Origin of the sequence: Streptomyces sp. NPDC048295, from assembly GCF_040652135.1 — a bacterium.
In the GTDB taxonomy this organism is placed as follows: Bacteria; Actinomycetota; Actinomycetes; order Streptomycetales; family Streptomycetaceae; genus Streptomyces.
In genome coordinates, this window is sequence record NZ_JBEZLL010000036.1 from 30,220 (window position 1) to 57,083 (window position 26,864).

The following is a 26,864-nucleotide window of genomic DNA, read 5'->3' on the forward strand; positions in this document are numbered from 1 at the left end:
CCCATGACCGTCGACGCCGTCGATCTCATCGACCTCTACGCCGCGGAGGGTGTGGGGAACGAGGAGTACGAGTTCCCCGCCTCCGACGCCCAGAGCCGCCTGCTCGTCCTCGACCAGCTGAATCCGGGCTCCCCCCAGTACAACGTCCCGGTCGCCTTCGCGGTGCACGGCCCCTTCGACACGGCCGCGTTCGGCCGCGCGCTCGACGCGCTCGTCGACCGGCACGAGGCGCTGCGCACCGTGTTCCGGACCGCCGAGGACGGCACCCCGGCACAGCGTGTCTCGGCCGTCGGGCGGGTGCCGCTGACGGTCCGCCGGGACGTGCCCGCCGGCCGTGCGGACGACCTGGTACGTGCCGAGGCCGCCCGTCCCTTCGACACCGCAGAGGGGCCGCTGCTGCGCTGCACCGTGTACGCGGTCGACGACGGCAGCCACCGGGTGCTGCTCGTCGCCCATCACCTGGTCTGCGACGGCTGGTCGCTCGGCCTCATGCTGGAGGGACTGTCCGAGGGGTACCGGCACGAGGCCGGAGGTCTGACGTACCGGCCCGCCGAACTCCCCCTGCAGTTCCCCGACTACGCTGCCTGGCAGCGGGAGCGCGCCGCGGACGGGGCGTTCGAGGCGTCCGTGGAGCACTGGGTCGGCGTGTTGCGCGGCGCGCCCACCACCATGGAGCTGCCGCTGGACCGTCCGCGCCCGCCGGTCCGCACGGCCGCCGGGGGCACCGAGCGCTTCCTGCTCGGCGCCGAGGTCAGGGAACGCCTGGCCGAGGTGGCCGCGGCCTCGGGCGCCACCCCGTTCATGACGATGTTCGCCGCGTACGCCGCGTTCCTCTCGCGTCTCTCGGGCGGCGAGGACCTGGTCATCGGCTATCCGGCGTCGGGGCGCGAGCGGCCCGAGCTCCAGGAGATGGTCGGGATGCTGACCAACACCCTGGCGATGCGCGTGGACCTGTCCGGCGATCCCTCGCTCGACGAGCTCACCCACCGGGTCCGGGCCTCGATGCTGGCGGCCCAGCCCTACCAGGACGCCCCGTTCGAGGCGGTGGTCGACACCCTCGCCCCGGTCCGCGAGACCAGCCACGACCCGGTGGTGCAGGTGGCGCTCAGCTACGAGGACGAGGCCGCGCCGGATCTGGCACTGCCCGGCGCGAGGACCGAACGGCTCCCCCTGACCCTGGACACCGCCAAGTTCGACTTCCACCTGTTCATGGAGCGGTGGGGCGCCGGACTCGCCGCCCAGTTCATCTACCGCAGCGACCTGTTCGAAGCCGGAACGGTCCACCGCTGGACGGAGAACTTCCGTACCCTGCTGGCCGGACTTCTCGCGGACCCGTCCGCGCCGCTGTCCACCGTGGAGCTGGTGCCGGCCGACGAGCGCCGCCGGATCATCGCGGGTGCCGACCGCCTCGCACAGGCCGCGCCGCTGGACCGCCTGGTGCCCGACCTGATCGCCGACCGGGCGGCCGAACGCCCCGATGCCACGGCCCTGGTCTGCGGCGAACTCCGCCTGAGCTACGCCGAACTGCTCACCAGGGCCGACGCGCTGGCCGCCCGGCTGCGCGCCGCCGGAGTACGGCCCGGCTTCCGGGTCGGTCTGCTGCTGCCCCGTTCGGCCGACCAGGGCATCGCGGCGCTCGCCGTCCTGCGCGCGGGCGGCGCGTACGTCCCGCTGGACCAGGCCCACCCGGAGGCCAGGCTCCGCCACATGGTGGGGAGTTCGGGTACCGGGCTGCTCCTGACCTCCCGGGAGACCGCGGAGAAGGGCGGGAGCCTGGCGGTGCCGTGCATCCGGGTCGACCGCCCGGCCGTCACGGACCCCGTCGTACCGGGGGCCGTCACGACCGGTGGGACACCGGGCCCCGAGGACCTCGCCTACGTGCTGTTCACCTCGGGCTCCACCGGCGTCCCCAAGGGCGTCGCCATCGAGCACCGGGCGCTGATCAACCTCACCCGGGCGGTCCGGCACTCCTTCCCCGTCGACGCCGACGACCGGGTGCTGCAGTTCGTGTCGTTCGGCTTCGACGTCGCCGTGTCCGACCTCTTCTTCCCCTGGGTGGCCGGGGCGGAACTGCACATACCGCAGGAGGACGAGCGGATCGGCGAGGCGCTGCTGGAGCGGCTGCGGGACTCGCGCATCACCTATGTGTTCCTGCCGCCGTCCGCCGCGATGCTGCTGCCCGACCTGACCGGACAGCTGCCCGATCTGCGGACCGTCGCGGTCGGCGGAGAGGCGTGCCCGGCCGAACTGGTCGAGCGGCTCAGCGCGCCCGGCCGGCGGATCGTGAACGCGTACGGCCCCAGCGAGGTCACCGTCTACGCCACCACCGGGGACCTCACCCCCGGTGAGCCCGTGGTACTCGGCGGCGCCGTGCCCGGAGCCCGGGTCTACGTCCTCGACGAGCGGCTCCGGCCGGTCCCCGCCGGGGTCGCCGGTGAGATCTACGTGGCCGGCGCCTCGCTGGGGCGGGGCTACATCGGCCGGCCCGCCCTGACCGCCGAGCGGTTCGTCGCCGACCCGCACGGCGCACCGGGCACCCGGATGTACCGCACAGGCGACCTCGGCCGGATCGACGCGCACGGCCTCATCCACTACCTCGGGCGCTCCGACCTCCAGGTCAAGCTGCGCGGTGTACGTGTCGAACTCGGCGAGATCGAGACCCTGCTGGCGGGTGCGCCGGGCGTCGCCCTTGCGGCGGCCACCGTCCGCGGCACGGGCACCGCCCAGCGGCTCGTGGCGTATGTCGTGGGCCGCGACGGGGCGGCGCCGCCGGACGCGGAGCTGCGCGCCCATCTCGCCCGGCGGCTGCCGGGGTCCATGGTGCCCGAGGTGTTCGTGCGCCTGGACGAGATGCCGCTCAGCAGCAACGGCAAGATCGACCGGGCCCGGCTCCCGGAACCCGCCACCGTACGGTGCCGGCCGGACGGCTCGACCACCGTGGCGGGCACCGCGACCGAGCGGCTGGTGGCCGGTCTGTGGGCCCGGGTGCTCAACCTCGAACTCGTCGCCGTCACCGACCACTTCTTCGATCTGGGCGGCAATTCGATCCGGCTGCTGAGCGTCCTGTCCGCCCTGCGCGAGCTGGGGACGTACGGCGAACTCAGCCTGGTCGACCTGTTCCGTCACCCCACCGTCAGCTCCCTCGCGGCCTTCCTCGACCGGGCCGCCGCCGGAACCGCCGCCGAACCTCCCGCCGCCACGGCCGCCGCGCGCGGCGGTGACCGGCACGCACGACGCACCGCCGCAGCCCGTCGACTCAGCTACCGGAAAGGCTCCACACGATGACCGAGAACGCCAGCGCCGCCGAGCCCCTCGCAGCCGACTCCGCGATCGCGGTCGTCGGGATGAGCGGACGCTTCCCCGGCGCCCCCGACCTGGACGCCTACTGGGAGAATCTGCTCGGCGGGCTCTGCTCGGTGACCGATTTCACCGAGGAGGAACTGATCGCCGACGGCGCCGACCCGCAGGAGGTGCGCGGCCGCGACTACGTACCGGCCAAGGGCCATCTCGCGGACGCGGACCGCTTCGACGCGGAGCTCTTCGGCTTCAACCGCACCGAGGCGGCGGCCCTCGACCCCCAGCACCGGCTGCTCCTGCAGACGGCCTGGTCCGCGCTGGAGAACGCCGGCCGCAGCCCGCTCGGCGGCACGGCACGTACCGGTGTGTACGTCGGCGGCGGCCCCACCGAGCACATGCTGGCCGCGCAGACCGATCCGCGGCTCGCCGCGTCCATCGGGGCGCTTCAGGTGCGCATCCTCACCGACCGCGAGTTCCTCGCCCCGTGGATCTCCTACCGGCTGGGCCTGGAGGGGCCGAGCCTGACGGTGCAGACGGCCTGCTCGACCTCGCTGACGGCGGTGCACCTCGCGGTGCAGTCCCTGCTGCTCGGCGAGTGCGACACGGCACTGGCCGGAGGCGTCGCCGTGGACACGGTGCGCAAGCGGGGCTACGTCCACCAGCAGGGCGGCATCTACGCACCGGACGGCCGCTGCCGGCCCTTCGACGAGCGGGCCGGCGGCACCGTGCCGGGCAACGGGGTGGGCGTGGTCGTGCTGCGCCGGCTGTCCGACGCGCTCGCCGACAACGACCCGGTGCGGGCGGTCATCCGGGGCAGCGCCGTCACCAACGACGGCGCGACCAAGGTCGGGTTCACCGCGCCCGGCGTCGACCAGCAGACCGCCGCGATCGTGGAGGCCTGGGCCGCGGCCGGTCTCGACCCGGCCGACGCCCAGTACCTGGAGGCACACGGCACGGCCACCGCGCTCGGCGACCGCATCGAGGCGGCGGCGGCCACCGCCGCGTTCAAGGGTGCGCTCGGCACCGGGCGGATCGGGATCGGCTCGGTGAAGTCGAACATCGGCCACCTGGACGCCGCGGCGGGTGTGGCCGCGCTGATCAAGTCGGTGCTCATGCTGGAGCACGCCACCCTGGTGCCGAACGCCGACGCCGGCCGCCCGCACCCGGAACTCGGCTTCGACGACTCCCCGTTCCACCTGATCGAGCGGCCGGCCGCCTGGCCGGAGCCCGAGCACGGTCCCCGGCGGTCCGGGGTGAGTTCGGTCGGCATCGGCGGCACGAATGTGCACGTGGTCCTGGAGGAGGCTCCCCGGCGCACCGGTGCCGGGGCTCCGGACGCGGAGGGCACGCCGGAACTCCTGCTGCTGTCCGCCCGCACCCGGGAGGACCTCTCCGCGCTGGCCGGCCGGCTGGCCGGGGCGCTGCGGGCTCCGGGCGCCCCGTCCCTCATCGACACCGCGTACACCCTGCGCCTGGGCCGTACACCGATGGCCGTGCGCGGCTATGTGCGGGCCGGGGACCGGGCGGGGGCGGCGGAGCTGCTCGACGCACTGGCCTCGGGCGGTGCGGTGGGGCTCGGCGGGCCCGACCCGCTCGGCGAGGCCTGGCTGGCGGGCGAGCCGGTGGTGCGGGAGGACGACGGCCGGCGGGTCGCGCTGCCGTCCTACCCCTTCGCCGGCGAGAGCCACGGCGCGTACCGCCTCGGCCCGGTCGTCCAGGCCGCTGAGCAGTCGGAGCAGGGCGGCGGTATCGATCTGGAGCAGGGCGTACGGGCACTGCTCGCCGAGGCCCTGGGTCTGGCGGACGCCGACGACCCGGAGATGACGTACTTCGCGGCCGGCGGCGACTCCCTGACCGCCGTCCACCTGGTCGGCTGCCTCCGGGACGACTTCGACCTCGACGTCCCCATCACGCTGTTCCTGGAACAGCTGACGCTGCACGAGATGGCCCGCCGGATCGTGGCCACCGGAGAGGGCGAGGACTCCCTCGACGCCCTGCTCTCGGAGTTCGAGGCGGAGTGAGTGGAACCACCGCACAGGGCTTGGGCCCCGACCCGGAAGGGGGTCGGGGCCCAAGCCCTGTGCGGTGCGGGGTGTCAGGCGACCGTTCGGGCCGCTCGGCCGGGCACGTACGAGGCGACGAGATCCGCGACGTACGGCAGGTGGTCGTTGAGGAAGAAGTGGCCGCCGGGCAGTACATGGCGCTCGAAGGGACCTTCGGCCTCCCGCTCCCAGGCCTGCACTCCCTCGACGGAGACCCGGGGGTCGCTGTCACCGGTCAGCGCGACGACCGGGCAGTGGAGCGGCGGCCCGGGAACGTAGGTACGGGCGGACAGCATGGCGTAGTCGGCGCGCAGCGGCGGCAGTGCGAGTTCGAGGATCTCCGGATGGGTCAGCAACTCCTCGTCCGTGCCGGACAGCAGTCGCATCTCCCGGACGAGATCGTCGTCGCTGGGCGATTCGGGGAGCCTCGAGCGGCGCGGCAGCGAGGGGCCCTCGCTGCCCGAGACGAACAGCGCGGCGGGCTCCCGCCCTTCGGCTGCGAGCCGCCGTGCCGTCTCGAACGCCAGGAGCGCGCCCATGCTGTGGCCGAACAGCAGAAGCGGCCGGCCCCCGCTCGGAGGGAGCGAGGCCAGCACCGCGTCCACGACGACGCCGAACCGTTCGGCGAACGGTTCGGCGAATCGGTCGTGGCGCCCGGGGTACTGCACGACCAGTGCCTCCACCGTCCCCGTGACCTCGGTCGCCAGCGGGATGTATCCACTGGCCGAACCACCTGCGTGCGGGAAGCACAGCAATTGCGCCCCGGCCTCGGGGGCCGGGCGGAAGCACCTTGTCCAGTTGTTCACGACATCCCTTCTCTCGTGTTCTCGGTCCGGTCCGTGACCGACTCCGTGAACGTCTCCGCTCACCGTTCGGCGGCGATCCAGCTCTCCAGCTGCTCACGGGTGGTCGCCGGGTCCGCGACGAGAACGGCGAGTTCGTCGTCGCGGGGTTCCAGTGTCGTCAGGGCCGGGCAGCGGTGGCAGGCCTCGACACCGACCTGGTTCCACCACTTGCAGTGCGGGCGGAGGTGGCACCGTGGCACGGCGGCCGGACCGGGCTCGGCCGGTACGGTCGTGATCCGTTCGATCAGCCCGCAGGCCTCGCCGACCCGGTTCGCGCAGTCCGACACGCAGTGCGAGGCGAACCGGAGCACCCGGTTGGGGGCGATCCCCTCCGGAATGCTACCGAGAACATCGGCGGCGGGTACGGGTTCGGCCAGGTAGACCACCTGATCGTGCTCCCCGGACCGTACGCCGAGGACAACGGTCTCCGGGCGGCTCGCATCACCGCTCGGACACCATCTGAGGGGGCTCTCCTGCCCGTCCCGGGCACGGTCCGCAGTGCTGTCCACGGTGCTCACCTCCGATTCGTCAGCAGGAACGCGGGGTTGTCGAGTTGACCACCATGCCGCCGATGACTCCGACGGTGACAGCGCCCTTCTGCTGCTCGGCGGCGACCGCCTGGGCGATGCTTCTGGCGAGCTGCTCCTGACTGGTGATCCGCTCCGGACGCTCGGCGGCCGCGGCACCGGTGGTTCCGCCGACCGTGACGAGACCGGCAACGAGGGCTGCGGCAGCGGCCGCCGTACGCATGCTGTTGTTCATCCCTGTCCTCCATGGCATCGGTCATTGCTTACAGGAGTCGACGGTAGAGTCCGTGTGCCGCCGCGATCGGCAGTTGCTGCGGCGGCTTCGCAGGCGGTTCCCGCCCACCCCATTGCCTATTGGCCACGCGGCCAATAAAATTGGCGGCATGTCGTCAAGCACTCAGCGGAAGCGGACCCGCAAGTCCCCGGCGGACCGGCGCGCGGAGATCGTCGACGCGGCGGCGGCCATCGCCCTGGCCGAGGGGCTGGAGTGCATCACCCTGCGCCGGATCGCCGAGCAGCTCGGCGTCCGCCCCGGTCTCATCGGCCACTACTTTCCCGCGGTCGAGGACCTGGTGGCCGAGGCCTTCGGCACCGCGGCCGGCGGCGAACTCGACTCCCTGCTGCCGGCGGACCGGGCGGCGGGGACCCCCACGGACCACCTCGCGCGCTTCTTCGCCCTCGCGACGGGCACCGCGTACGACGACATCAGCCGGCTGTGGATCAACGCCCGGCACCTCAGCCGCTACCGTCCCGTCCTGCGCGACCGGGTCGGCCACCAGGAAGCCCTGTGGCGGGGCCGCCTGGAGGATCTCGTCCGCGAGGGTGTCGATCGCGGCGAGTTCCGCAGCGACGACCCGTATGTGACGACGATTCGGATTCTCGTGGTCATCGACGGCCTGGGCGCACATGCCAACACCTCGGCGGAAGGCCGCCCCGAGATCGTCACACGCATGGCGGTCAGCACGGCCGAACGCGAACTCGGCCTGGAGAGCGGCACACTCACCAGGCGCGCGGCCGCGCTCGATGTCGGTGGTGGTTCATGGACTCCCGCCATGAGCGAACCGGTGAACGAGGACGCATCGGCCCGGGCCGGGTCCCGCACGGTGACCGACCAACCGTTGCCCATCGACATGACGGTGGCCCGCCGGGTCGCCGAGGCGATGCGTGCCGCCGCGTCCGATGCCCGCACGGCCGCCGGGGTTCCGGACGGAAGCGGCCGGCTCGCCGAGTTCCTGCGGACGGAGTGCGACAGCTTCCAGGAGTTCGTCGCCGGACTCCGGAACGGCGCCGATCCCGATCATGTCCCGCTGATACCGGAGTTGTGCGCCGGGATTCTCGGTGACGACTCCCGTACGGACCGCACCCTGGCCGGCGACCGGCGGGTGGACGCGCCGTTCTTCCACCACGGGGATCTCGTGGTGCGGGGACATCTGGACATCGCGGCCCCGTTCGTGGTCACCGGTTCCTTGACCGTCGAGGGCTGCCTGGCCGACTGCGGTCCCGACTCCGTCGTCGCGGTCGGCGGCGGCGTAACGGCCCACGCGGTGCACACCGACGGCGAGATGTCGGTCGGCGGCGACATCTCGGCCGAGGTGGTCTACGGCCACTACAACGACCACACCCTCCAGGCGGCCACCATCCGCGCCCGGCTGGTCATCGAGGACGAGCACTGCACGATCGCCGCGGTGGAGGCGGACACCCACTTCGACCTGGACGACTACCGGCAGGGATACGGCGAGGGCGTGCAGGAGCGGCTGCGCGAGCTCCTGGTGGACGGGGTGTTCAGCGACGAGGAGGGCGAGGAGCAGTTGGACCGCAGCCTGCTGTTCGGCCGGATGCGCGAGGGGCTGCCGGTCTTCCGCACGAAGGACGCGTAGCGACCCGGCGCCCCCGGCCCCGGCCCCGGCGAGGGGGACCGCCTACGGACACAGCGCCGCGAGGACTCTACCGCGGAGGAGTTCGTACTCCTCACGGAGCCGCACGATCTCCGCGGGCCGTGCGATCACGTCCCCGCCGACGACCACCTCATCGGGTGCGAACTGCTCGCGCGTCAGATCGACTTCGATCCCCATGCCCAGACGGTTCCACCAGTGGTAGTCCACCCGCTCGCCGTCGACATGGACCTCGCCGCGGATCAGATCACCGCCCAGCAGATCATGCACCACCAGGGCGGTGACACCGCACTGGTCGCGCGCCGGATTGTCCGGGGTCCAGTCCGGACGGTGCACCGGCGTCGTGGTGTCCGCACCCCAGCCGTCGCGAATGGCCTGCTCCAGGTCGCTGAAATTGCTCAGTGTCATACCGCTCAGCCTCGCAGACGCCTCTGACACTCCTCCCGGCCGCTCATGCCGGTGCCGGGATCTGCCGATGACGAGGTGGTCGTCGTCCATCCGCCGCGGTGCCGTCCCCGGGGCTTCCCGGGGAAGTCCCGGGGCGCTGAACACGGGGGTCCCGCCGCGCGTACCCCTGGGCGACGGCCGAAGTCGTGAACACTGCGGAAAGGAAAGCCAGTATGAGCACATCGCGGAACCACGAGGGAAGTCCCGGGCGCCGGGCCGTCGTCGTCGCGGCCGGAGCCGCCTCGGTGGCCGCCGTACTCACCGCCTGCGGCAGCCGGCAGGGCTCCGGTGGCTCGGACGGGGTCGATTCGGCCGACGACGGAACGGACACCGGCGGAACCACACTGGCGAAGACCGCCGACATCCCCGAGGGCGGCGGAACGGTCTTCCCGGACCAGGGCGTCGTGGTGACGCAGCCGAAGGCCGGCGAGTTCAAGGCGTTCTCCTCGAAGTGCACCCACCAGGGATGCACGGTGTCGAGCGTCTCGAACGGCACCATCGACTGCCCTTGTCACGGCAGCAAGTTCGACGCGTCGACCGGCGCCGTGGCACACGGCCCCGCAACCCAGCCGCTGCCCGCCAGGAAGATCACGGTCACGGACGGCTCGATCGCGCTCACCCCCTGACCGCCTCGCCACCGGGCAGCGCCCGGGCTCCTTCCGACAGGCCGCCTCCGATGCTCAGCGCGGGGGCCGGCCTTCGGAAGCCCCGGGTGAGCCGGAGGAGAGAGCAGAATCCGATGGCGAGCCGGCACCCGCCGACGGTGAGCGCCATCGTGCTGGGCTGTGTCAGCAGGTGGACCGTCGCACAGGCTCCGAGCACCGGCGCGACGAGGTGTCCGAGCACGCCGACACGCGGACGAAGCGGACGACGACGCAGGCGCCGCCGACGGGAACGGCGAGGAAGGCGAGGAACGCACCGAAGTCGATGAACGAGGTCGCGGTCCCCGATGAGAGACCGGGGCCGAGGAGACATCGGGCCCCGGTGACCAGGAGGCAGAACACCGGGGTCCCGGTGCACCGGTCGGGGATCCGGAGATCCGTTCGGGCAGCACCCCGTGGCGGCCCATGATGTGCATCGGCCGGCCGGAGCTGAGCCGCACGGCCGGGCCCGGGGCGGATACGGCGGGAATGCCGGCCGTGTCGGTCCGGTCGGCGAAGATCTGAGCGCCGCCCCTGAACCGACATGGTGCAGCCGACGGCCTCGGGGCACCGATCGCTTTCCTGGCGTGCGGGTACGCCGATCCCGGGACCGGGAGGTGCCGGGCCGTCTTCGTGTGGCTCAGCGCGGTCGGGCAGATCGCTCCGGCGGCGTCGAGGACGGCGGCCGGCGCCGTGCCCCGCCGACAGCGACAAGGGCGGGCTCCTGCTCGCCCTGTGCGAACACACCCATCGAGCTCGCGCCCGACGAGATCGGCGAGGGACCGGGCGGAGCCCCGGCAGGACACCGTACGCCGCGTCGCGCGGGACACCTGGCAGGTCCAGAACCGTCTCCCGGCCACCACCGCGACGGGTTGACCGCCCCCGGCGCAAGAGAGCTCCGGGGCAGGCGGGACCTCCGGGGCACGCCTCAGGAAGCCCCCCTGCCGGGCGCCCGGTTCAGCCAGCAGCCCAGTACACCGTCCGTATCCGTGATGGTGGCGACGAGGGCGAGCGTGTTGCGGATCATCGCGGGGGTGTAGTCGGCCGGCACCCCGGCGATGGCATCGGACGGCACCACGGCCGTGTAGCCGAGGTTCACCGCGTCGAACACGGCGTTGGGTACGGCGACGTTGGCCGAGACGCCGGCGACGACGAGCGTGCGGCAGCCGAGGTTGCGCAGCAGCGCGTCCACATCCGTGCCGGCGATGGGCGAGAGACCGTGCAGCCGGCGTACGACGAGGTCCTCGTCGGCCACTTCGATCGGCGGGGCGATCCGTACCGCGGTGGTGCCGGAGTGCTGCTGCACGGGCAACCGGCCGGCGGCCCGGAACAGCCGGGCGTTGCTGTTGGCCCCCCGGCCGTCGGGGCGCCGTTCGGCCACCGCGTGCAGCACCTGGACCCCGGCCTCGTGGGCGGCGGCGACCAGCCGGGCGACACGGTGCAGGGCGCCGGACGACCTGGCCTCCTCGGCCAGTTCGGGCAGTGCGCTGCCGGGGCCGACGACCCCCTGCTGGCATTCGACCGCGAGAAGCACGGTGGTGGCCGGATCGAGCTGCTCGGCGAGCTGCGTCCTCGACGGCACGGCTGCCCCTTTCTGCGGCGGACCGGGCGCGAGAGGCTAACCGCCATTGCGTGATGAGGGAAGAGACCCCATGATTTCTGACACACAGTCAGCAACCCGGAAGGGGCGCCCCATGACCGCCACTCAGCGACGGGGCCGTCGGATCATGATGACGGAAGCCGAACGCGACACCTATCTCACCGAGCAGCGCACCTGCCGGGTGGCCACCGTGGCCGAGGACGGCCGTCCGCACATCGGCGCCCTCTGGTTCACCTGGGACGGAACCTCGCTCTGGCTCTACTCGATCACCCGCAGCCTGCGCTGGTCCCAGCTGCGCCGCGACCCGAGGATCGCGGTGGTCGTGGACGACGGGGTGGAGTACGGGGAACTGCGCGGCATCGAGCTCTCCGGCGAGGCCGTCCCGGTCGGCGAAGCACCCCGCACCGGCGAGCCGTGCCCCGGACTCGTCGCGCCGGAAAGGCTGTTCGCGGCGAAGTACTTCGGCATGGACACCATGCCGCACGACGGCCGCCACGCCTGGCTGCGGCTGACGCCGCAGACCATCACCTCCTGGGACTTCCGGAAGCTCGCGGGGCCGTTCACCGCCTGAGCACACCTGGCCACGGCCTGTCCGACCCCGACCCGCCGGACATTGCCTACGGCGCGTCCAGCTCCCGGCCGGCCGCGCGCAAAGCCGTCACCGCCGCCCTGATCGACGGACGCCGGTCCGCGTCGGTGCGCCACACGGCATGGACGTGGCGTCGCATCTGCTGCCGTACGGGCACGAGCCGCACCCCGTCGGGCACGGGTCCGCGGCCGAGCCTCGGTGCCACACAGACGCCCATCCCGGCGGCGATCAGGGCGAGTTGGGTGTGGTGCTCGCCCGCCAGGTGCGCGATGCGCGGTTCGATGCCCTTCGAGCGGAGGGTGAACATCAGCCAGTCGTAACAGAACTCCCCCTCGGGCCAGGACACCCAGTCGTCGTCTGCGAAGTCCTCCAGGTCCACCTCGGGCCGGCCGGCGAGCCGATGACCGGCCGGCATCGCGATGTCCGGTGCGTCGTCCAGGAGTTCGGCCTTGGTCAGGCCACCGGGCACGGGCAGCCGTTTGTTGCTCCAGTCCAGCACCACCGCGAGGTCGGTGTCGCCTCTGAGCACGGCACGGATTCCGTCCTCGGGCTCCAGTTCCCGGGTGCGTACGCGGAGTTCGGGGTGGTCCCTGCGCAGCGCGTGGAGCACCGCGGGGAAGAGTCCGCGTGCCGCGGTCGGAAAGGCGGAGAGCCGGATCTCACCCACCACCTGACCGCGCTGCGCCTCGATGTCGGACTGGGCCAGCTCGACCTGGGACAGGATCCGCGCCGCGTGGTCGGCGAGCAGCCGGCCGGCGTCGGTGAGCCGGACCCCGCGCCCGTTCTTGGCCAGGAGCTGCTGCCCCACCTCGCGCTCCAGCTTCGCCAGCTGCTGGGAGACCGCCGAGGTGGTCACATGCAGCCCTTCGGCGGCGCCGCTCACGGAACCGTGCCGGGCCAGTGCGTCCAGGGTGCGCAGGCGCTCCAGATTCAACATGTAAGCAATGCTACGCAGACCTTCACACAAAATCTCGCTTGTTCTAAGTGGTCCGCTTCGTCATCGTTGAGCCCATGAGCGTCGCCGCCACACCGAAGCCCACCCCTCCCGCCCAGCCCTCCGCCCCGGCTCCGACAGCTGTCCCGGCAGCCGCCCCGGCTCCGGTCCCCGCCGCCCGCCCGGCGCTGGACTGGCGGATCCGGTTCGGCGCGCTCTCACTCATCTGGGGCTTCAGCTTTCTCCTGATCAAGGTCGGCACGGAGGGGTACGCCCCGTTCCAGGTCACCCTCGGCCGCCTGCTGTCCGGCACGGCGGTCCTGGCCGTGGCGATGGCGGTCCGGCGTGAGCGGCTGCCGCGCGGTGCCCGCACCTGGGGGCACCTGGCCGTCGCGGCGTTCTTCCTGAACGCGCTGCCGTTCTCGCTCTTCGCCTATGCCGAGCTGACCATCCCCTCGACGCTGGCCGGCATCTGCAACGCGACCTCGCCCCTGTGGGGCATGGCCCTGTCACTCGTCGCACTCTCCGAGGACCGGCCCACCCGTCGCCGTGTCGCGGGACTCGGCCTGGGTTTCCTCGGCGTACTGACCGTGCTGGGCGCCTGGCAGGGCTTCTCCGGGCTGGACCTCGGCGGCACCGCCATGGCCCTGCTCGCCTCCCTCAGCTATCCGGTCGGCTGGATCTACGTCCGCAGGACGCTGGCGGGCAGCGGCTCCTCGACGCTCGCGCTGACCGGCGGCCAGCTCTTCCTCGGCACGGCGCAGATCGCCCTGGTGACCCCTCTGTTCACCTCGGCTCCCGAGGACTTCCCGCTGCTCCCGACCCTGGCCGTGGTGGCTCTCGGGGCGCTCGGCACCGGCCTCGCGGTCCTGGTGCAGTACGGCCTGGTGGAGGAGGTCGGACCGACGACCGCGCAGATGGTCACCTACTTCATCCCGGTCGTCGCCACCGCCGCCGGGGTGGCCGTGCTCGGCGAGCAGCTGAGCTGGAACACCCCGGTGGGAGCCCTCGTGGTGCTGGCGGGCGCCGCGCTCACCCAGAGCAGGCCCCGACGGGGCGGCCGGGCCGGGACCGGGGATCACCCGTAGTTCAGCGGTTTCACCGGCCCCACCGCTGCCGCCACCGCATCCGCCAGTGGCCCGATGTCGGCCTCGGCGAGCGACGAGACCGTGATCCGGATCCCCTGGGGCGCGGTCATCCGGAACCGCGCTCCGGGCGCCACCGCCCAGCCCGAGTGCAGCAGCCTCGCCACCGCACCGGTCTCGTCACCGACCGGCACCCACACATTCATCCCGCTGCGCCCGTGGGCCTCCACGCCCCGCTCCGCCAGCGCCCGCACGAGACCGTCCCGCCGCTTCGCGTACGCCCGCGCCACCCGGCCCGGATCGACGGCACCCGAGGCCCACAGGTGCACCACGGCCCGCTGGAGCAGTCTGCTGACCCAGCCGGGGCCCAGCCGCTGCCGCCCCGCCACCCGGTCGACCGTGACCGGGTCGCCGGTCAGCACGGCGACCCGCAGGTCCGGCCCGTACGCCTTGGCCACGGACCGCACGAACGCCCAGCGGTCCGTGGCACCCGCCAGCGGGTGAAGCGGCAGGTCCACGATGCCGTGCCCGTGGTCGTCCTCGATCAGCAGGACGCCTCGGTGCCCGGCGAGGACTCCCCGCAGCTCGAAGGCGCGTCCGGCGCCGATCGCCGCGCCGGTCGGGTTCTGCGCGCGGTCGGTGACCACCAGCGCGCGGGCACCGGCGTTCAGCGCGTCCTCGACGGCGTCGGGCACGGGCCCTTCGTCGTCGACCGCGACCGGCACGGGGCGCAGCCCCAGCGCCGGTACGAGATCCAGCAGGCTGCCCCAGCCGGGGTCCTCGATCGCCACCGCGTCACCGGGTCTGAGGTGCGCGACCAGCACGCGCTCGATCGCGTCCAGCGATCCGGAGGTCGCGACCACGGGCCCGGCCGGCACCCCGTCGGCGTCCAGCGCGGCGCGGGCGAGCCCGGCGAACTCCGGGTCCACCGGCGCCTCCCCGTACATCCCCGGCTGCCGCGCGTACTCCCCCGCGACCACCGCGAAGACTTCCCCCAGCGCGGGCAGCAGGCCCGGGTCGGGGTTGCCCGCCCCCAGATCCCGCACGCCCGCGGGCGCCTCGACCCGCAGCGAACCACGCGCCGTACTCGCGGGGCGCGGTCGCACCCTGCTGCCCCGGCGCCCGGCGGTCTCGATCACCCCGCGTTCGCGGAGCGTGCGGTAGGCGGCCGCCACCGTATTCGGATTCACCCCCAGTTGCTCGGCCAACTCACGCATGGGGGGCAGCACTTGACCGGGTTCGAGCTCACCGGAGCCGACCCCGCTCTCCACACTGGCGGCAATCTCCGATGCGCGCCGCCCGACAATCCGATACTCTCCTAGCACAAACAAGATTATGCACTAGTGCAATGGAGTACGCAATGTCGGACACCGCATCGCAGCAGACCACGGCCCCCGAAGCCACAGCCGGATACGAGCCGACCGGGCGCACCGTCCCGACCCGTTCCCGTGAACGGGCGGCATACGACCGGGAGGTGGTCCACTCGATACTCGACGAGGCATACGTCTGCCATCTCGGCTTCGTCCGTGACGGCGCGCCCGTCGTCCTGCCGACACTCTTCGGCCGGGTCGGCGACCGGCTCTACGTACACGGCTCGACGGGCTCCCGGCCGCTTCGCGAGGCCGGCCGCACCGACCCCGGGCTGCCCGTGTGCCTGACGGTGACGCATGTCGACGGGCTGGTGCTGGCCCGCTCCGCCTTCCACCACTCGATCAACTACCGCTCCGTGGTCGTCCACGGGATCGCGCACACGGTCACCGATCCCCAGGAGCGGCGGACCGCCCTCGACGCCATCGTCGACCACGTGGTGCCGGGCCGCTCCGCGGACTCCCGGCCCGCCGACGAGAAGGAACTGGCCGCGACCGCGGTGATCCGGCTGGACCTGCGGGAGGTGTCCGCCAAGATCCGCACGGGCGGCCCCAACGACGAGCCCCGCGACCTCACGCTGCCCCACTGGGCGGGGGTCGTCCCACTCGCCCGCGGCTACGCCGCACCGCTCCCCGCGGACGACCTCGCCCCCTCGATCGGGGTGCCGGACTACATCACCGCGCTCTGACACACCCCAGGGGCGGACGGCTGCACCACCGGGCAACGGGTCCGCCCATCCCGGCGGCCGGGCACCCCCGCTCCCCCGACCGCGACGCACCGCCCGGGACCGGCCTCCGCCGCCATGCCTCGGCCGGTCCCCGCCGTCACTCGTATCCGGTCCCGGTCGCCGTCAGGTCGCGGCACGCCCGGCGGACAGCTCCCCCTCGGCGTCCGCGCGGCCGCTGTCCGGCCCTTCGGGAACCACCGCTCCCGGCCCCGAAGCGACGGGACCCGAGGGCGTCCGGGGCGTCGACGACTGGGCGATGAAGGCACCGATCAGCACCATGGCGCCGCCGATGAGCTGGGGTGCCGACAGGTGCTCGCCGAGCATCACCCAGGCGAGCACGGTGGCGATGACCGCCTCCAGGCAGGCGACCACACCCGCAACCGCGGGAGAGAGCAGCCGCACCGAGATCACCCCCGTGACGTAGGCGATCACGGTCGCCAGCAACACGATCCAGACGAGCAGCAGCCAGGCCGGGACATCCGTGCCGTCCATGGCGGCACGACCGCCCAGAATCGACCAGTCCATGCCCCAGGGCCGTGCGACCGCGGTGAGCACGACCGCCCCGATCAGCAGCCCGTAGGCGATGACACCGACCGGATTCGGCGGTTCGACGCCGTCCGCCCCGTCCGCACTCCCCTGGTCCGACAGGACGAAGTAGCCGACCTGGCAGCAGGCGGCACCGAGCGCGAGCAGCAGCCCGACCGCGTCGAAGCTCAGCCCCGACCAGACCTCGACCACGCACGTCAGTCCGCCCACGGCGAGTACCACACCGACCGCGGCCCGCGGGGTGACCGGTCTGCGCTGGACGAACCGGACCCAGCCGAGGACGAGCGCGGGTGCCAGGTATTCGACGAGCAGGGCCACGCCGACGGGGATGCGGGAGATCGCGGCGAAGTAGAAGGCCTGCACACCCGCGACGGCGAGCAGTCCGAAGCCGAGCAGCAGGACCGGCCGGCTGCGCACCAGGTCCCGGTGGCGCCAGGCCACCGGCAGCATGACCAGGGCCGCGCCCGCCACCCGCAGCCACACCACATGGAGCGGATCGAGCCCTGCCTCGATCAGCGGCTTGGCCGCGACCCCTGAACCACCGAATGCGAACGCCGAAGCCAGGGCTAGTCCCAGGCTGGCGCTTCTCCCCTGAGACGCGTGCATCGGCCCATCATGACAGCTGCGGTCAGCAGCGTCACCCCGGTCACCCCTGACACACTCGCCCCTGGATACGTGGCTTCACCACGGCCTTCCCGTCGGCCCGGGGAGCCGGTCCGGACTCCCGTACACCGGCCGGTCAGCCCCCGGCCTCCCACGCACCCCGGCCGGCGGCGTCCGCGATCCGGGCGGCGAGGCGGTCCGCGTCGACCCCGCCCCGTACCAGCACCTCCACGGCGCGGCACTCGTGATCCATGGCCAGCGCCGCGAGCAGATCGAGCCCTGCGGCCCGTACGTCGCCGCGCCTGTGTGCCCGGTCGAGCGCTCCGGCCATCGCCGAGGCGGCCGAGGGCGACCAGCCCTCCGCGTCCGGCACGGCGGAATGCGGGGCCGGGACGACCGGGACCGCGCCGGAGTCCTCCACCGAGCCCTGCCAGCGGAGCCCGTATCCGATACTGCGCTGGACGAGGTAGCCGAGCACCCTGGCCAGCTGGGGCCCGCCCTCGAACGCCGCCCGCACCGCGGGATCCGATTCGATGAGGGAGTGCAGCAGGTGCGCGGTGTCGATCTGCCGGTCGCCGTCGCGCAGCGCACGCCTGCGGGCGCCCGTGACCACGGCGGCCAGCTCCACCGTGAGTCTGGCGTCGAGCTCGGCGCGGTTCGGTACGGGCTGCTGAGGAATCCGCGGCATCCGGTTGTGCACGCCTCTCACCCCATCAGTTCCGGAGCGCCGATACATCGCCGGAAGGACTCATCCAGGCATCCCGCGCAAGTTGGGCACACCCGAACGGTTTCTCCTCCTTGCGGATGAGATCTCGCCATTTCCGGATCCGATCGGAGAAAAGGGCGCGCGCCGCCTTGCCACGCGCTCCCTGAGCAACCGGAAGCCATTCCCTTACGTCCCACAGGCCATACCCATGCGACAGCCGGAAGGGGGACCGCGCACGTGTCCTGGTTGGTCGCCCTGCCGGCACTCGACGGACGGGAGTACGTGTACCGGGTCCACGCACCGGCCGACGCACTGCGCGCCGACCTCTTCTGGGCCGCCTTCCACTGCCACGACGACGGCCCGCACCCCCGCGCCTTCGACCGGTTCGACGCCGCCCTGATCTGGCGCGCCGGAGCGGAAGGGACCGGTCATGCAGATCTGACAGTTCATCAGTATTGAATGTTCCGGCCACTGCGGCTACGTTCCGCGACACCGTAACCCGCCGAGAAGGGGTGGTCGCATGGCCGAAGTCAGTGCAGAGGCACGCATCGAAGCACCGGCCGAGAAGGTGTGGGCCCAGCTGACGGACTTCAGCGCGTACGGTCGGTGGAACGCCACCCACACCAGCTTCCCCAAGGGCGGCCCGGAGACACTCGAACTCGCGGCCACCTACGAGGAGAACATGAAGCTCATGGGCTTCCCCGCCGAGGTGACCTGGACGGTGGCGGAACTGGAGACCGCACGCCTGCTGACCACCAGGGGCAAGGGGCCGATGGGCGTCAACCTGGCCATGCGCTACTCACTGACCCCCGACGGGGACGCCACCACGGTCCGCATCGACGGGGAGTTCACCGGCGCCGCGGTCTCCCTGATGGCGGGAAAGCTCAAGGATTCGGCGACGGCCGCGCTCATCGAATCACTGCGCAAGCTGGGCGGCCTCATCACCGCCTGACGCCCCGCCCGACGGAAAGGGCCTCGCGGCTCGGCCGCGAGGCCCTTGTCACCGCCCCCACGAACACCGCGCCCACCGGCTCAGTGTTCGTCGGCAAGGATCAGATACAGCTTCTTGCGGGCCTCGTTGATGACCGTGAGAGCCTTCTGGCGCTGGTCGGCCGAGCCGGTCTTCCAGACCTGCCCGAACGCCTCCATCAGGCCGAAGCCGGCCTGCCGGATCTCATTGACGCTCTCCCAGTCGACGCCGCGCCCGGCCTCCTCCCAGGGCGCCTCGGCCCCCGACTCCGCCTCGGCGCGGCCGGTGTCGGTGAGCGTGAACAGCTTCTTGCCGCCCTCGCTCGCGCTGACGATCAGACCCTCGTCCTCCAGCAGCTGGAGGGTCGGGTAGACCGAACCGGGACTGGGCCGCCAGGCCCCGCCGCTGCGCTCCCCGATCTCCTGGATCATCTCGTAGCCGTGCATCGGCCGGTCCTTGAGCAGCGCCAGGATCGACGCGCGCACGTCACCGCGCCGCGCCCTCCCCCGACCGCCACCCCGACCACGCCCGCCACCGAACGGCCCGCCGCCGAAGGGGCCGCCACCGAACGGCGGCCCGAACTGCCCGAAGGCCGCCCGCCGCCCCTCGAAGTCGCCACGCCCCTGGTGACCGGGTCCACAGTGCCCATGCCCATGCCCGAACTCGTGCTCGTGTCCATGTGAACGCATCACCGCGCTCCTTCCATCGTTGATCTGTCGCGATGCTTCAACGATATATCGGAACCGATCGCCTGGCAATGTCTTGCCCGATTGCCGCCGTCCTGTGACAGCGAATCCCGCAGGGCGGGGGTACCGGCTCGTCTCCACGGGGACTCCGCGTCATCGGCCCTTGAGCTGGGGTTCCACGGAGTCGCAGGTCGCCCTCGGCTGCCCCTTGGAGAGACCTGGAGCGTGCGCTTCGAGGACGCCGAGCCAGTTCGCCAGCCGGGTGGGCGAGGGGCGGCGAGAGCTTCCCGGGCCGGTACTACGCCGCGACGACGGCTGACCATGTGGTGCGGAGTCGTGGCCGGAACGGGATCGGCTGGTCCTGCCGGGGCGCGATCCGGAGGTGGTCGGAATCGCTTCGCAGCCGTTCTGGCTGCACGGACACGACGGGCGGGAACCGCGTCGTCACGCCCCTCACTGCTTCGTACGGTTCGCCGACAGCCGTGCCCGGGTGGTCGATGCCCGGTCCGCCGTCCGCCCGACCGCCCGACCGCCCGACCGCCCGGACGAGCGGACGAGCGGACGAGCGGACGAGCGGACGAGCGGACGGAAGAATCCTTCGAGGCAACGCGGGAGGCCGGCGGGGCGGTGGGCCGGGCGTTCGAGTGGGCGGATGTGCCCGAGCCGATGTTCATGGCGAACGTCCGCCGGCCGGCCCGATACCGGCGCCGCCGTTCGGGACGGCTGGCGGAGGTGGTCTCCCGGCTGACCGATGTGTTCGCGGAGCCGTTGCCGCTATGGACCGGGGCCGAGCGGGTTGGCGAGCGGCTGCAGGTGCTTCCGGTGCTGTTACACCTGCCGTGGTCCGGCCGGCTCACCGCTGATCTGGAGTCCGCCCGCCGGCAATGGGCAGACTGGTCCGGGCCGGGAGACGGTCGTCGGGTGCGGGCTGAAGCGGCCGTCCAGGGTCACGATCGGAGACCGGGTCCGGCTCGACGGGCGGCTGCGCGGGGTTCTCGCGGTGTCGACCCCGGCTGCAACGTTGGGCGATGCCGAACGGCCCTACCGGGTCGTGCCGTTGCCGGAGTTGTTCGACGCCGAGGATTTCAGGGTCGCGGGCATTCCGATGCGGATGCCCTTGCCTCCGGCTTCGCTGCTGGAGACCTTCCCGAAGGTGGTGGTGGAGAAGGCTCTGTGGTGGGAGGGGGCACATCCTGGAGGTCCTGCACGGCCCGCCGCCCGGCGCCGAACCGGGCCCGGCGCCGCGGCCCGAACACGGGCCGGGCCGGTCGCTGACCGCCCGCCGGCGAGCCAAGGCAGCCAAGCTGTCCGCTGCCGAGCACCGGGTGAGCCCCGGCCCGGTCGCCCATCACCGGCACCGCTATCAGGAGCTCGGGGTGGCCGGCCTGGCCGACCACCGGCCGGTCCGCAAGAGGCCGCAGTTCGGGGCGGTGGACGATGCGGTGGTCGCGGCGATGCGGCAGGCGATCGACGAGGCCCTGGACGCCTCGACGCGCACGGGCCCGTTCCTGCTCTGACGGACCGGCCAGATCCTCAAGGCCTCTGCGGAGGGACAGCAGGCCAGCCTGCCCTCGCAGCGGACGCTCTACCGGCTGCCGGCGAAGCCGACCACGGGCACCCGCACCACCGGTTCCGCCACCACCCGCCGCCCCAGGGCCCGCGGGGCCCGGGGGCCGGACTTCGCCGACACCATTGACGAGCGACAGCGAACCCGGTCACACGTCGCCGAGGAACCCGGGATCGGGCGGCCCCATCTGCCGGGCGAAGTCCGCAGCGACTCCGATGACCTCACGCATCGGCACAGGCCGCCGACTTGTCGCCGCGAGATCGGCATGGGCCTCCTTGGACCACAAGAAGGGATACACAGAAATGCCCTGTGAGAAGGCCAGGGCCGCAGTTTCCTCACGCCAGCCAGGCCATCGCAGCCCGTCATAGAACGTCTCCAACTGACCTGAGAGCAGCCAGGAGACCCACCCGGAGTGGCCCATCTCCATCGCCTCCCACTCAAGGGTGTCGGGAGCGAAGTACGTCATCTGCCCAGGTGCCCCGGGCCGGCCCACAGCCGCAGGATCGGCACCGTTCAGAGCGAAGACCCCACCGACGACGTCGTGGCCGACGACCAGCCCTGTCGCGGGATGCCAGACCGGATCGAAGTCTGCGGGGAAACGGTTGACCTGCGCCAGACCCACGAGGCCCCCGCCCGTGACCGAACCCCCGCCGAACACACGCACCCACCCGTTGTCCACGAGCAGCCCGCCGGTGTTCAACGCCAGGGCACCCAGCACCGATCGCGCCGTGACCTGCATCTGCAGAAGGCATCGGCGACTCTCGTCAACGTCGGCAGACAGCACCTGAACGGGCACGGAGCCCGCCGAGAGCATCTCCCGAAGCTCCGGCCATGCCGGATCATCCACATTGACCAACTCGTCGATCTCTCGCATCCGAAGATGGTCGCACCCTCCCTCATCGCTTCATCAAGCGGGCCGGATCACGCCGGCCTGGAAGCCCGGTCGATGAATCGGGCAGCAGCGACCTCGTGGTCAAACTTCGCTGACAATGGTCAAGGTTCACTGTCACAGGACAGCCGCACAGTCCGCCGGAGGAAGGCACCCCCGGCCGACGCGGCGTCGTCCGCGTCGACCGACTGCGCCCGCACCACACCGCCCGCCCGCGCCGGAGGCCCACGCCGGAGGCCCGCCCGGTGTGGGCGGTCACCCGAGGTGGAGCGGTGTCCCGTCTCGCTCGAACTGCCCCCCGTCCCAGGTGATCTGGTCCGATTCACTGGTTGTCCCAGGTGATCTGGTCCGTGCGAAGGTCGGTGGGTACCCGGTCCTGACAGATCTCTCCTCAGAAAGACCCGGGGTCTGCGAGAAGATGATCTACTGGGCTCATGGGGAGTTCGTTCATGGACTATCGCGGATGCGGGTTCTGGGCGCGCGACTTTCAGGCCGAGGTGTACCTCTACCTCCTGTCCAAGGAAGCCGGCGACGTCGCTGACCGTCCCGCATGGCTCGACGATGCCCGGGATGACTGGGAGGTTCAGGCGACTGCCGGCTTCATGGGGTGTGTCTCGTCATGCCTCGATGAGCACCTGCGTGCCGATCCAGGTCGAGTCGCCGTGGCGCTCGGCTTGTCGGAGCGGGTGCGGCAGCGGCTGGTGCAGTGGGCCCCGGCGATCCCGAAGGACGTCGTGAACGCGTTCGGAACCGGCGGCGAGGCAGAGTCGTTCAACAGCGACCTGGACACGGTCCTCCTGGTGGAATTCACCGATGCCTTCATCAGGTTGCTTCGCGGTGAGATCCCCGCTGAGCCGGGCACGAGTACGGCGTACTGATTCGGCGGGATTTCGCCGAGGCCGAGGCCGCCCGATTGCCCTGAACTGCGTCTACCAGATCGCTTGAGACGGCGTGCCACTCCTCCGGGTGGCCGCACCCGGCTCTTGGGGACATGGTCCACCTGGCGTCCCACTCTCGTACAGGGATAGCGAGAGGTCGGAGGCACTCGTGCGTGAGCCTGCGCCGGTCGCTCCGGCCTGGCAATGCGTATCAGACGTCCAGGTGGGATTCGTCGACGGCGCTGGTGTCGAGCGTGTTGGTCCGCTGGCGCGCTCTTGGAACGAGCCTCCGCACACAACACCGCGTCGGCCGGCTCGGACAACGCATCCGCACGCCTGGTCAGACAGGAATAGAACTCGGCCCGGAAGCGTGACAGTTCCGCAAACGGATCCTGCCGAACAGCTTGATGCAACAGACTCATCCCAACGGCCTTCGTGCTGAGTGTTGTGTGTTCCTTGGTCGGATCACACGCTCAGCCGAAGGCCGCCCGCACGTAGGGCAGTTACCAATCCGAGTGATCAAGCACGAGGAGCCGTTCGGACCCCGAGGTTGAAGATCAAGCCAGTTCACGGCCTGGCCGACGGTCCAGAAGAAGTCGATCAGCGTGACCGCCGCTCCGCACAGGATCGCGGCACCGCACGAGACCAGCACCCCGGTCTTGCCACGGGACGCGAGATGAGGGTTGCTGCTGTTGGCTCCGAAACTCCAGACGATCGCCGAGATGATGAGCGCGAGCACGCTCAGGAACAGGCCGACGGTCATCACCGCGCCCACGATGTCGCGCAACTGCGCGACCCCCGGAAGCCCGCTAACGCTGGGGCCAATATCGATCACGGATTGGTCCTCCTGTCGACGTGCGGACGTGGCTCGTCCGACAGACAGGTGCACCGACCGAGCCCGTCCGCGACCGCAGACGGCGACCCCATCGGGACGGGGCAATGCGGCGGAGGGCGGGAAGGGCCGCGCCGTACAATCGCAGTGAAGGCGAAGCGCCAGGCCGAGATTCCGGCACCGGTGTGAGGGAGGGGTCAGGATGTTCGGTTCGAAGAAGAAGCTCAACGACCTGATGGCGCAGCTCAGGCCCGACCTGAGTCGGGAATCGCTCGGCGTCGGGCCCGACTTCCCGGGCGTCGCCCCGAACCCGCTCCTGAGCAGTGATGCACGGAAGCGCAATGCGGAACTGCGTACGGGGGCGCTTGCGCTCGGCGTTCTCGTCGACTGGCGGGAGGTCAACGGCAATCCACGCGTGGTCCTGATGTTCGACGTGGAGACCGCCGACGGCATCTCGTTCCGCGGTATCGCAGACGAAAACCTCACGATCACCGAGCTCACCCGACTCGCCCCAGGACAGACGTTGCCCGTGCGCTACCGGCCGGCCGTCATGGACCACTACGTCGCCCTTGCCCGGGACGCGGACCCCGCCCACGTGCAGCAGCTCTCTGACGAGATCGCGAGCCGCAAGCGGACCTGACCCGAAGTCATTGGCCGGATCCCTGACTTGATCTTTGACCTCGGGGTCCGAACGGCTCCTCGTGCTTGATCACTCGGACTGGTAACTGCCCTACGTGCGGGCGGCCTTCGGCTGAGCATGTGATCCGACCAAGGAACACAGCTCGGTTTGATAACCTGTGGTGATGGACGCGGTGTTGGACGAGGGGCCATTCTTTCACGGGACAAAGGCCGAGCTGCAGCTCGGAGATCACCTCACCGCCGGTTTCCGTTCCAACTACCGGCCCGAAATCGTGATGAACCACATCTACTTCACCGCGTTGCGTGACGGCGCGGGACTCGCCGCCGAACTGGCCGCTGGCGACGGGGCCGCGCGAGTGTATGTTGTCGAACCGACCGGGGAGTTCGAGAACGATCCCAACGTCACCGACAAGAAGTTCCCTGGCAATCCCACCCGCTCCTATCGCAGCAGGGAACCGCTCCGGATCGTTGGCGAGGTCACCGACTGGACGCGACAGACACCCGAAGCTCTCCAGACATGGCGAGACCGGCTGGCCGCAATCCGTCTGGATGACCGCGCCGAAATCATCAACTGATGGTTGCCCCGTGAATGATCTTTAAGTCGCCGCGCCAGGGGTGCTCAGCGGTGTGCGGGGCCGCTCGTCCGTCCGGTGAGGACGAGGTTGCGCATGCGTGCAATGCCGAGCATGGCGTGATGGACTCCGTTGCCTTTGAGGCTGCAGTCGCGGAGGCCTCCAGCGGAAGACTCCACGGCCGGCCCTCGCGGACCGCATCCGCACCTTTGCGCCGCAGCACGGTTACCGGCTTCCCGAGGAGCCCGGGCCCAGTCCCGTGAACGGGGCTGTCCAGGAGGTCCCCGACGCCGTGATCACAACAGCCACATCAAGATCATCTCACCACCTGTGACTGGCGGCTGCTGGACAGCCTCTGCGTCGCCCCTGGAGTGCGGTCATGGACGAGATCCCCTGGTTCGAGTACGACGAAGACGACCTGGACGTCACGCAACGCGCGTTCGTGGACGTGCTGGCCGAACGCGCGGGATCCTGGCTGGTGGACCCGCTCGACACTGTCGTACTGCCATCGGCACACACCTCCGACGGCCAACTGATCGTCTATCTGGACATCGGCGACCCGCAACGCCGCCAGGGAGTTCTGACGGTGGGCGCCCACTTCGACGGCTTCGTCGTCCGTGGGGGCGAACTCCACAACCAGGACTTCACTATCCGGCAGTCCGTGAGTGAGCTCGCCTTCGAAGCCGAAGGCAGCCCTACGGAGCTGGCGAACAGTGCGGCAGAGTGGTTCGAGGCAGTCCTCGCGCGACCTCTGGTCCGCTGCGAATGGCATCACGCGGGAAGGATGTACGCGGTCCGCTACGAGTACGCAGATACGGGGCGAGGCCTCAGTGAGGGCTTCGAGGTCCCCCTGGCACCCGACGCACTGCAGAAAAGACTGGCCGCAGACGGCGTGATCCGCGGCCGAGGCCGGATCAACCGCGCCGGCCTGGGCCAACCAGACGTGATCGCACACGTCCGAGGGGTCCGCCCCGATCAGTAGTTACGGGACAGCTTCTGGGCTCGCCGGGGCGGAACAGGTCGGGGACCGGTTGGTGGTGCTGCCGGTGCTCCACCATCTGCTCTGGCAGCACGAGTCGGTGGCGGCCCTGACCGCGGCGCCGCTCGGTGCCGGCACCGTGGTTCGCCTCCCGTCCTGGGGTCGGTCGTGATGTCCGCCCGGCCCGGACGGCTGCAAATCGGGGATCGGATCAGGTTCCAGGAGCACACCTGCACGGCTGATGCGGGTACCGCTTCCGCCACTGGCGACACCCCGGGTGCCGGGGTGGACGACTTCGCGCTCTACGGCAGCACCTACGGCACCCTCCTGGTCGACGCCACGACCCGGCTCCCGCTGACACTCCGGGAAGAACGTGACGCGGAACAGCTCAGCCGCTGGCTCCACGAACGCCCCGGTGTCGTGGTCGCCTGCCGCGACGGCTCCCTCATCTACCGGCAGGGCATCACCGCCGGCGCACCCGCCACCGTGCAGGTCAGCGAGCGATTCCATATCTGGCACGGCCTCTCCCGCCGCGTCCAGGACATCGCCTCCACCCACCGTGGCTGCCTGCCCACAGCACCGCCCCCGGTCAGTGAGAAATCGGAGAACGACGCGGGGAAAGCGGCCCCCGGCGATTCTCTCCAGCATCTCGCGGGCCCGGGCGAGTCCCTCCGCGGGCGGTCCGGCCGCATCCGGGAGGTGCGCGATCAGGTCGAAGTGGTGCAGCGTCCACTCAAGGGCGTACGCACGGAGGTAGTCGCCCGCGGTGAGGACCTCGTCGCGGGTGCCGACCCGCCGGCCGGGGCCGGCGAGCCCGCCGGCGCGAGCAGCGGCGGAGCCGATGCCGTCGAGGTGGAACCTGAGCAGCCGGTGTTCCTCGTACGCGGCAGCCGGCCGGACGGCCAGCCAGCCCGTCCAGCCCGTCCAGCCCGTCCAGCCCGTCCAGCCCGTCCAGCCCGTCCAGCCCGTCCAGCCCGTCCAGCCCGTCCAGCCCGTCCAGCCC

Annotated in this window: 24 protein-coding genes and 5 pseudogenes; 15 read left to right on the top strand and 14 right to left on the bottom strand. The window is 71.4% G+C overall.

Translation table 11 applies throughout. From position 1 onward, the window contains the following. Window positions 1-3 precede the first annotated feature (3 nt). Together AB0D53_RS36445 and AB0D53_RS36450 are read left to right on the top strand one after the other, a co-directional pair. Entirely contained in the window at window positions 4-3,285 is a 3,282-nt protein-coding gene (locus AB0D53_RS36445) for an amino acid adenylation domain-containing protein (protein ID WP_362453657.1), read from the top strand. After that, window positions 3,282-5,318: a beta-ketoacyl synthase N-terminal-like domain-containing protein gene (locus AB0D53_RS36450; protein ID WP_362453658.1), complete on the top strand. Its 2,037-nt coding sequence runs from the start codon at window positions 3,282-3,284 to the stop codon at window positions 5,316-5,318. The genes AB0D53_RS36445 and AB0D53_RS36450 overlap by 4 nt, the downstream gene beginning before the upstream one ends. A gap of 74 nt (window positions 5,319-5,392) precedes the next feature. On the opposite strand, the gene AB0D53_RS36455 is transcribed toward AB0D53_RS36450, so the two are convergent. Genes AB0D53_RS36455 through AB0D53_RS36465 form a run of 3 tightly spaced genes read right to left on the bottom strand, consistent with a single transcriptional unit; the run spans window position 5,393 to window position 6,946 of the window. After that, window positions 5,393-6,145, bottom strand: a complete 753-nt coding sequence (locus AB0D53_RS36455; RefSeq protein ID WP_362453659.1) for an alpha/beta fold hydrolase — start codon at window positions 6,143-6,145, stop codon at window positions 5,393-5,395. Between the two features lie 59 nt (window positions 6,146-6,204). Beyond that, window positions 6,205-6,693, bottom strand: a complete 489-nt coding sequence (locus AB0D53_RS36460) for a hypothetical protein (protein WP_362453660.1) — start codon at window positions 6,691-6,693, stop codon at window positions 6,205-6,207. Between the two features lie 19 nt (window positions 6,694-6,712). Beyond that, a complete protein-coding gene (locus AB0D53_RS36465) occupies window positions 6,713-6,946 on the bottom strand; it encodes a hypothetical protein (protein WP_362453661.1) in 234 nt (77 codons plus the stop codon). Between the two features lie 148 nt (window positions 6,947-7,094). Between AB0D53_RS36465 and AB0D53_RS36470 the strand changes: the two are divergent. Next, window positions 7,095-7,712 (top strand): annotated as a pseudogene (locus AB0D53_RS36470) (TetR family transcriptional regulator C-terminal domain-containing protein); the annotation flags it as partial. Between the two features lie 918 nt (window positions 7,713-8,630). On the opposite strand, the gene AB0D53_RS36475 reads toward AB0D53_RS36470, so the two are convergent. Further along, window positions 8,631-9,011 carry a hypothetical protein gene (locus AB0D53_RS36475; protein ID WP_362453662.1) on the bottom strand — a complete coding sequence of 127 codons (381 nt, stop codon included), beginning with the start codon at window positions 9,009-9,011 and terminating at the stop codon, window positions 8,631-8,633. 212 nt (window positions 9,012-9,223) lie between these two features. Between AB0D53_RS36475 and AB0D53_RS36480 the strand changes: the two genes are divergently transcribed. Beyond that, entirely contained in the window at window positions 9,224-9,676 is a 453-nt protein-coding gene (locus AB0D53_RS36480) for a Rieske (2Fe-2S) protein (RefSeq protein ID WP_362453663.1), read from the top strand. A 943-nt stretch (window positions 9,677-10,619) separates the two neighbouring features. Here AB0D53_RS36480 and AB0D53_RS36485 read toward each other — a convergent pair. Further along, window positions 10,620-11,273 (bottom strand): cysteine hydrolase, encoded by a 654-nt coding sequence (locus tag AB0D53_RS36485; RefSeq protein WP_362453664.1) that lies wholly within the window; start codon window positions 11,271-11,273, stop codon window positions 10,620-10,622. A 112-nt stretch (window positions 11,274-11,385) separates the two neighbouring features. Here AB0D53_RS36485 and AB0D53_RS36490 point away from each other — a divergent pair, with 112 nt between their 5' ends. Beyond that, on the top strand, window positions 11,386-11,862 hold the full coding sequence (locus AB0D53_RS36490) for a pyridoxamine 5'-phosphate oxidase family protein (RefSeq protein WP_362453665.1): 477 nt from the start codon (window positions 11,386-11,388) through the stop codon (window positions 11,860-11,862). 46 nt (window positions 11,863-11,908) lie between these two features. Here the strand turns inward: AB0D53_RS36490 and AB0D53_RS36495 are convergent, their stop codons facing one another. After that, window positions 11,909-12,817, bottom strand: a complete 909-nt coding sequence (locus tag AB0D53_RS36495; protein ID WP_362453666.1) for a LysR family transcriptional regulator — start codon at window positions 12,815-12,817, stop codon at window positions 11,909-11,911. 74 nt (window positions 12,818-12,891) lie between these two features. Here AB0D53_RS36495 and AB0D53_RS36500 point away from each other — a divergent pair, with 74 nt between their 5' ends. Beyond that, window positions 12,892-13,902, top strand: coding sequence for a DMT family transporter (locus AB0D53_RS36500; RefSeq protein WP_362453667.1), 1,011 nt, complete (start codon window positions 12,892-12,894; stop codon window positions 13,900-13,902). On the opposite strand, the gene AB0D53_RS36505 is transcribed toward AB0D53_RS36500, so the two are convergent. Further along, entirely contained in the window at window positions 13,893-15,224 is a 1,332-nt protein-coding gene (locus AB0D53_RS36505) for an aminotransferase class I/II-fold pyridoxal phosphate-dependent enzyme (protein WP_362453668.1), read from the bottom strand. The genes AB0D53_RS36500 and AB0D53_RS36505 overlap by 10 nt on opposite strands. 35 nt (window positions 15,225-15,259) lie before the next feature. On the opposite strand from AB0D53_RS36505, the gene AB0D53_RS36510 reads away from it, so the two are divergent. After that, window positions 15,260-15,955, top strand: coding sequence for a pyridoxamine 5'-phosphate oxidase family protein (locus AB0D53_RS36510; RefSeq protein ID WP_362453669.1), 696 nt, complete (start codon window positions 15,260-15,262; stop codon window positions 15,953-15,955). 162 nt (window positions 15,956-16,117) lie between these two features. On the opposite strand, the gene AB0D53_RS36515 is transcribed toward AB0D53_RS36510, so the two are convergent. Both AB0D53_RS36515 and AB0D53_RS36520 read right to left on the bottom strand, forming a co-directional pair. After that, window positions 16,118-17,146, bottom strand: a complete 1,029-nt coding sequence (locus AB0D53_RS36515) for an EamA family transporter (RefSeq protein ID WP_362453670.1) — start codon at window positions 17,144-17,146, stop codon at window positions 16,118-16,120. Between the two features lie 133 nt (window positions 17,147-17,279). Further along, window positions 17,280-17,843 carry a Clp protease N-terminal domain-containing protein gene (locus AB0D53_RS36520; RefSeq protein WP_362453671.1) on the bottom strand — a complete coding sequence of 188 codons (564 nt, stop codon included), beginning with the start codon at window positions 17,841-17,843 and terminating at the stop codon, window positions 17,280-17,282. Between the two features lie 243 nt (window positions 17,844-18,086). On the opposite strand from AB0D53_RS36520, the gene AB0D53_RS36525 reads away from it, so the two are divergent. Together AB0D53_RS36525 and AB0D53_RS36530 are read left to right on the top strand one after the other, a co-directional pair. Next, window positions 18,087-18,308, top strand: a complete 222-nt coding sequence (locus tag AB0D53_RS36525; RefSeq protein ID WP_362453672.1) for a hypothetical protein — start codon at window positions 18,087-18,089, stop codon at window positions 18,306-18,308. 61 nt (window positions 18,309-18,369) lie between these two features. Then, window positions 18,370-18,801, top strand: coding sequence for an SRPBCC family protein (locus AB0D53_RS36530; protein ID WP_362453673.1), 432 nt, complete (start codon window positions 18,370-18,372; stop codon window positions 18,799-18,801). An 80-nt stretch (window positions 18,802-18,881) separates the two neighbouring features. Here the strand turns inward: AB0D53_RS36530 and AB0D53_RS36535 are convergent, their stop codons facing one another. Beyond that, window positions 18,882-19,508 carry a PadR family transcriptional regulator gene (locus tag AB0D53_RS36535; RefSeq protein WP_362453674.1) on the bottom strand — a complete coding sequence of 209 codons (627 nt, stop codon included), beginning with the start codon at window positions 19,506-19,508 and terminating at the stop codon, window positions 18,882-18,884. A 1,322-nt stretch (window positions 19,509-20,830) separates the two neighbouring features. Between AB0D53_RS36535 and AB0D53_RS36540 the strand changes: the two genes are divergently transcribed. Beyond that, window positions 20,831-21,022 carry a hypothetical protein gene (locus AB0D53_RS36540; protein ID WP_362453675.1) on the top strand — a complete coding sequence of 64 codons (192 nt, stop codon included), beginning with the start codon at window positions 20,831-20,833 and terminating at the stop codon, window positions 21,020-21,022. Window positions 21,023-21,220: 198 nt separating this feature from the next. Here AB0D53_RS36540 and AB0D53_RS36545 read toward each other — a convergent pair whose 3' ends face one another. Continuing rightward, window positions 21,221-21,946, bottom strand: coding sequence for a DUF2625 family protein (locus AB0D53_RS36545; protein ID WP_362453676.1), 726 nt, complete (start codon window positions 21,944-21,946; stop codon window positions 21,221-21,223). Between the two features lie 464 nt (window positions 21,947-22,410). Between AB0D53_RS36545 and AB0D53_RS36550 the strand changes: the two genes are divergently transcribed. Then, the gene (locus tag AB0D53_RS36550; RefSeq protein WP_362453694.1) at window positions 22,411-22,839 is read left to right on the top strand and encodes a hypothetical protein; all 429 of its coding nucleotides are present in this window, start codon (window positions 22,411-22,413) and stop codon (window positions 22,837-22,839) included. A gap of 568 nt (window positions 22,840-23,407) precedes the next feature. Here the strand turns inward: AB0D53_RS36550 and AB0D53_RS36555 are convergent. Then, window positions 23,408-23,674, bottom strand: a pseudogene (locus AB0D53_RS36555) (DUF6112 family protein); the annotation flags it as partial. A gap of 199 nt (window positions 23,675-23,873) precedes the next feature. On the opposite strand from AB0D53_RS36555, the gene AB0D53_RS36560 reads away from it, so the two are divergent. Together AB0D53_RS36560 and arr are read left to right on the top strand one after the other, a co-directional pair. Then, on the top strand, window positions 23,874-24,311 hold the full coding sequence (locus AB0D53_RS36560; protein ID WP_353791073.1) for a hypothetical protein: 438 nt from the start codon (window positions 23,874-23,876) through the stop codon (window positions 24,309-24,311). 163 nt (window positions 24,312-24,474) lie between these two features. Beyond that, complete coding sequence (gene arr, locus AB0D53_RS36565; protein ID WP_362453677.1) at window positions 24,475-24,885, top strand: NAD(+)--rifampin ADP-ribosyltransferase; 411 nt, start codon at window positions 24,475-24,477, stop codon at window positions 24,883-24,885. A gap of 157 nt (window positions 24,886-25,042) precedes the next feature. Here arr and AB0D53_RS36570 read toward each other — a convergent pair. Beyond that, window positions 25,043-25,191 (bottom strand): annotated as a pseudogene (locus tag AB0D53_RS36570) (IS5/IS1182 family transposase); the annotation flags it as partial. Window positions 25,192-25,261: 70 nt separating this feature from the next. On the opposite strand from AB0D53_RS36570, the gene AB0D53_RS36575 reads away from it, so the two are divergent. Beyond that, on the top strand, window positions 25,262-25,864 hold the full coding sequence (locus tag AB0D53_RS36575; RefSeq protein WP_362453678.1) for a hypothetical protein: 603 nt from the start codon (window positions 25,262-25,264) through the stop codon (window positions 25,862-25,864). Window positions 25,865-26,032: 168 nt separating this feature from the next. After that, window positions 26,033-26,350 (top strand): annotated as a pseudogene (locus AB0D53_RS36580) (hypothetical protein); the annotation flags it as partial. A gap of 144 nt (window positions 26,351-26,494) precedes the next feature. Here AB0D53_RS36580 and AB0D53_RS36585 read toward each other — a convergent pair. Further along, window positions 26,495-26,767, bottom strand: a pseudogene (locus AB0D53_RS36585) (maleylpyruvate isomerase); the annotation flags it as partial. Between the last annotated feature and the right edge of the window lie 97 nt (window positions 26,768-26,864).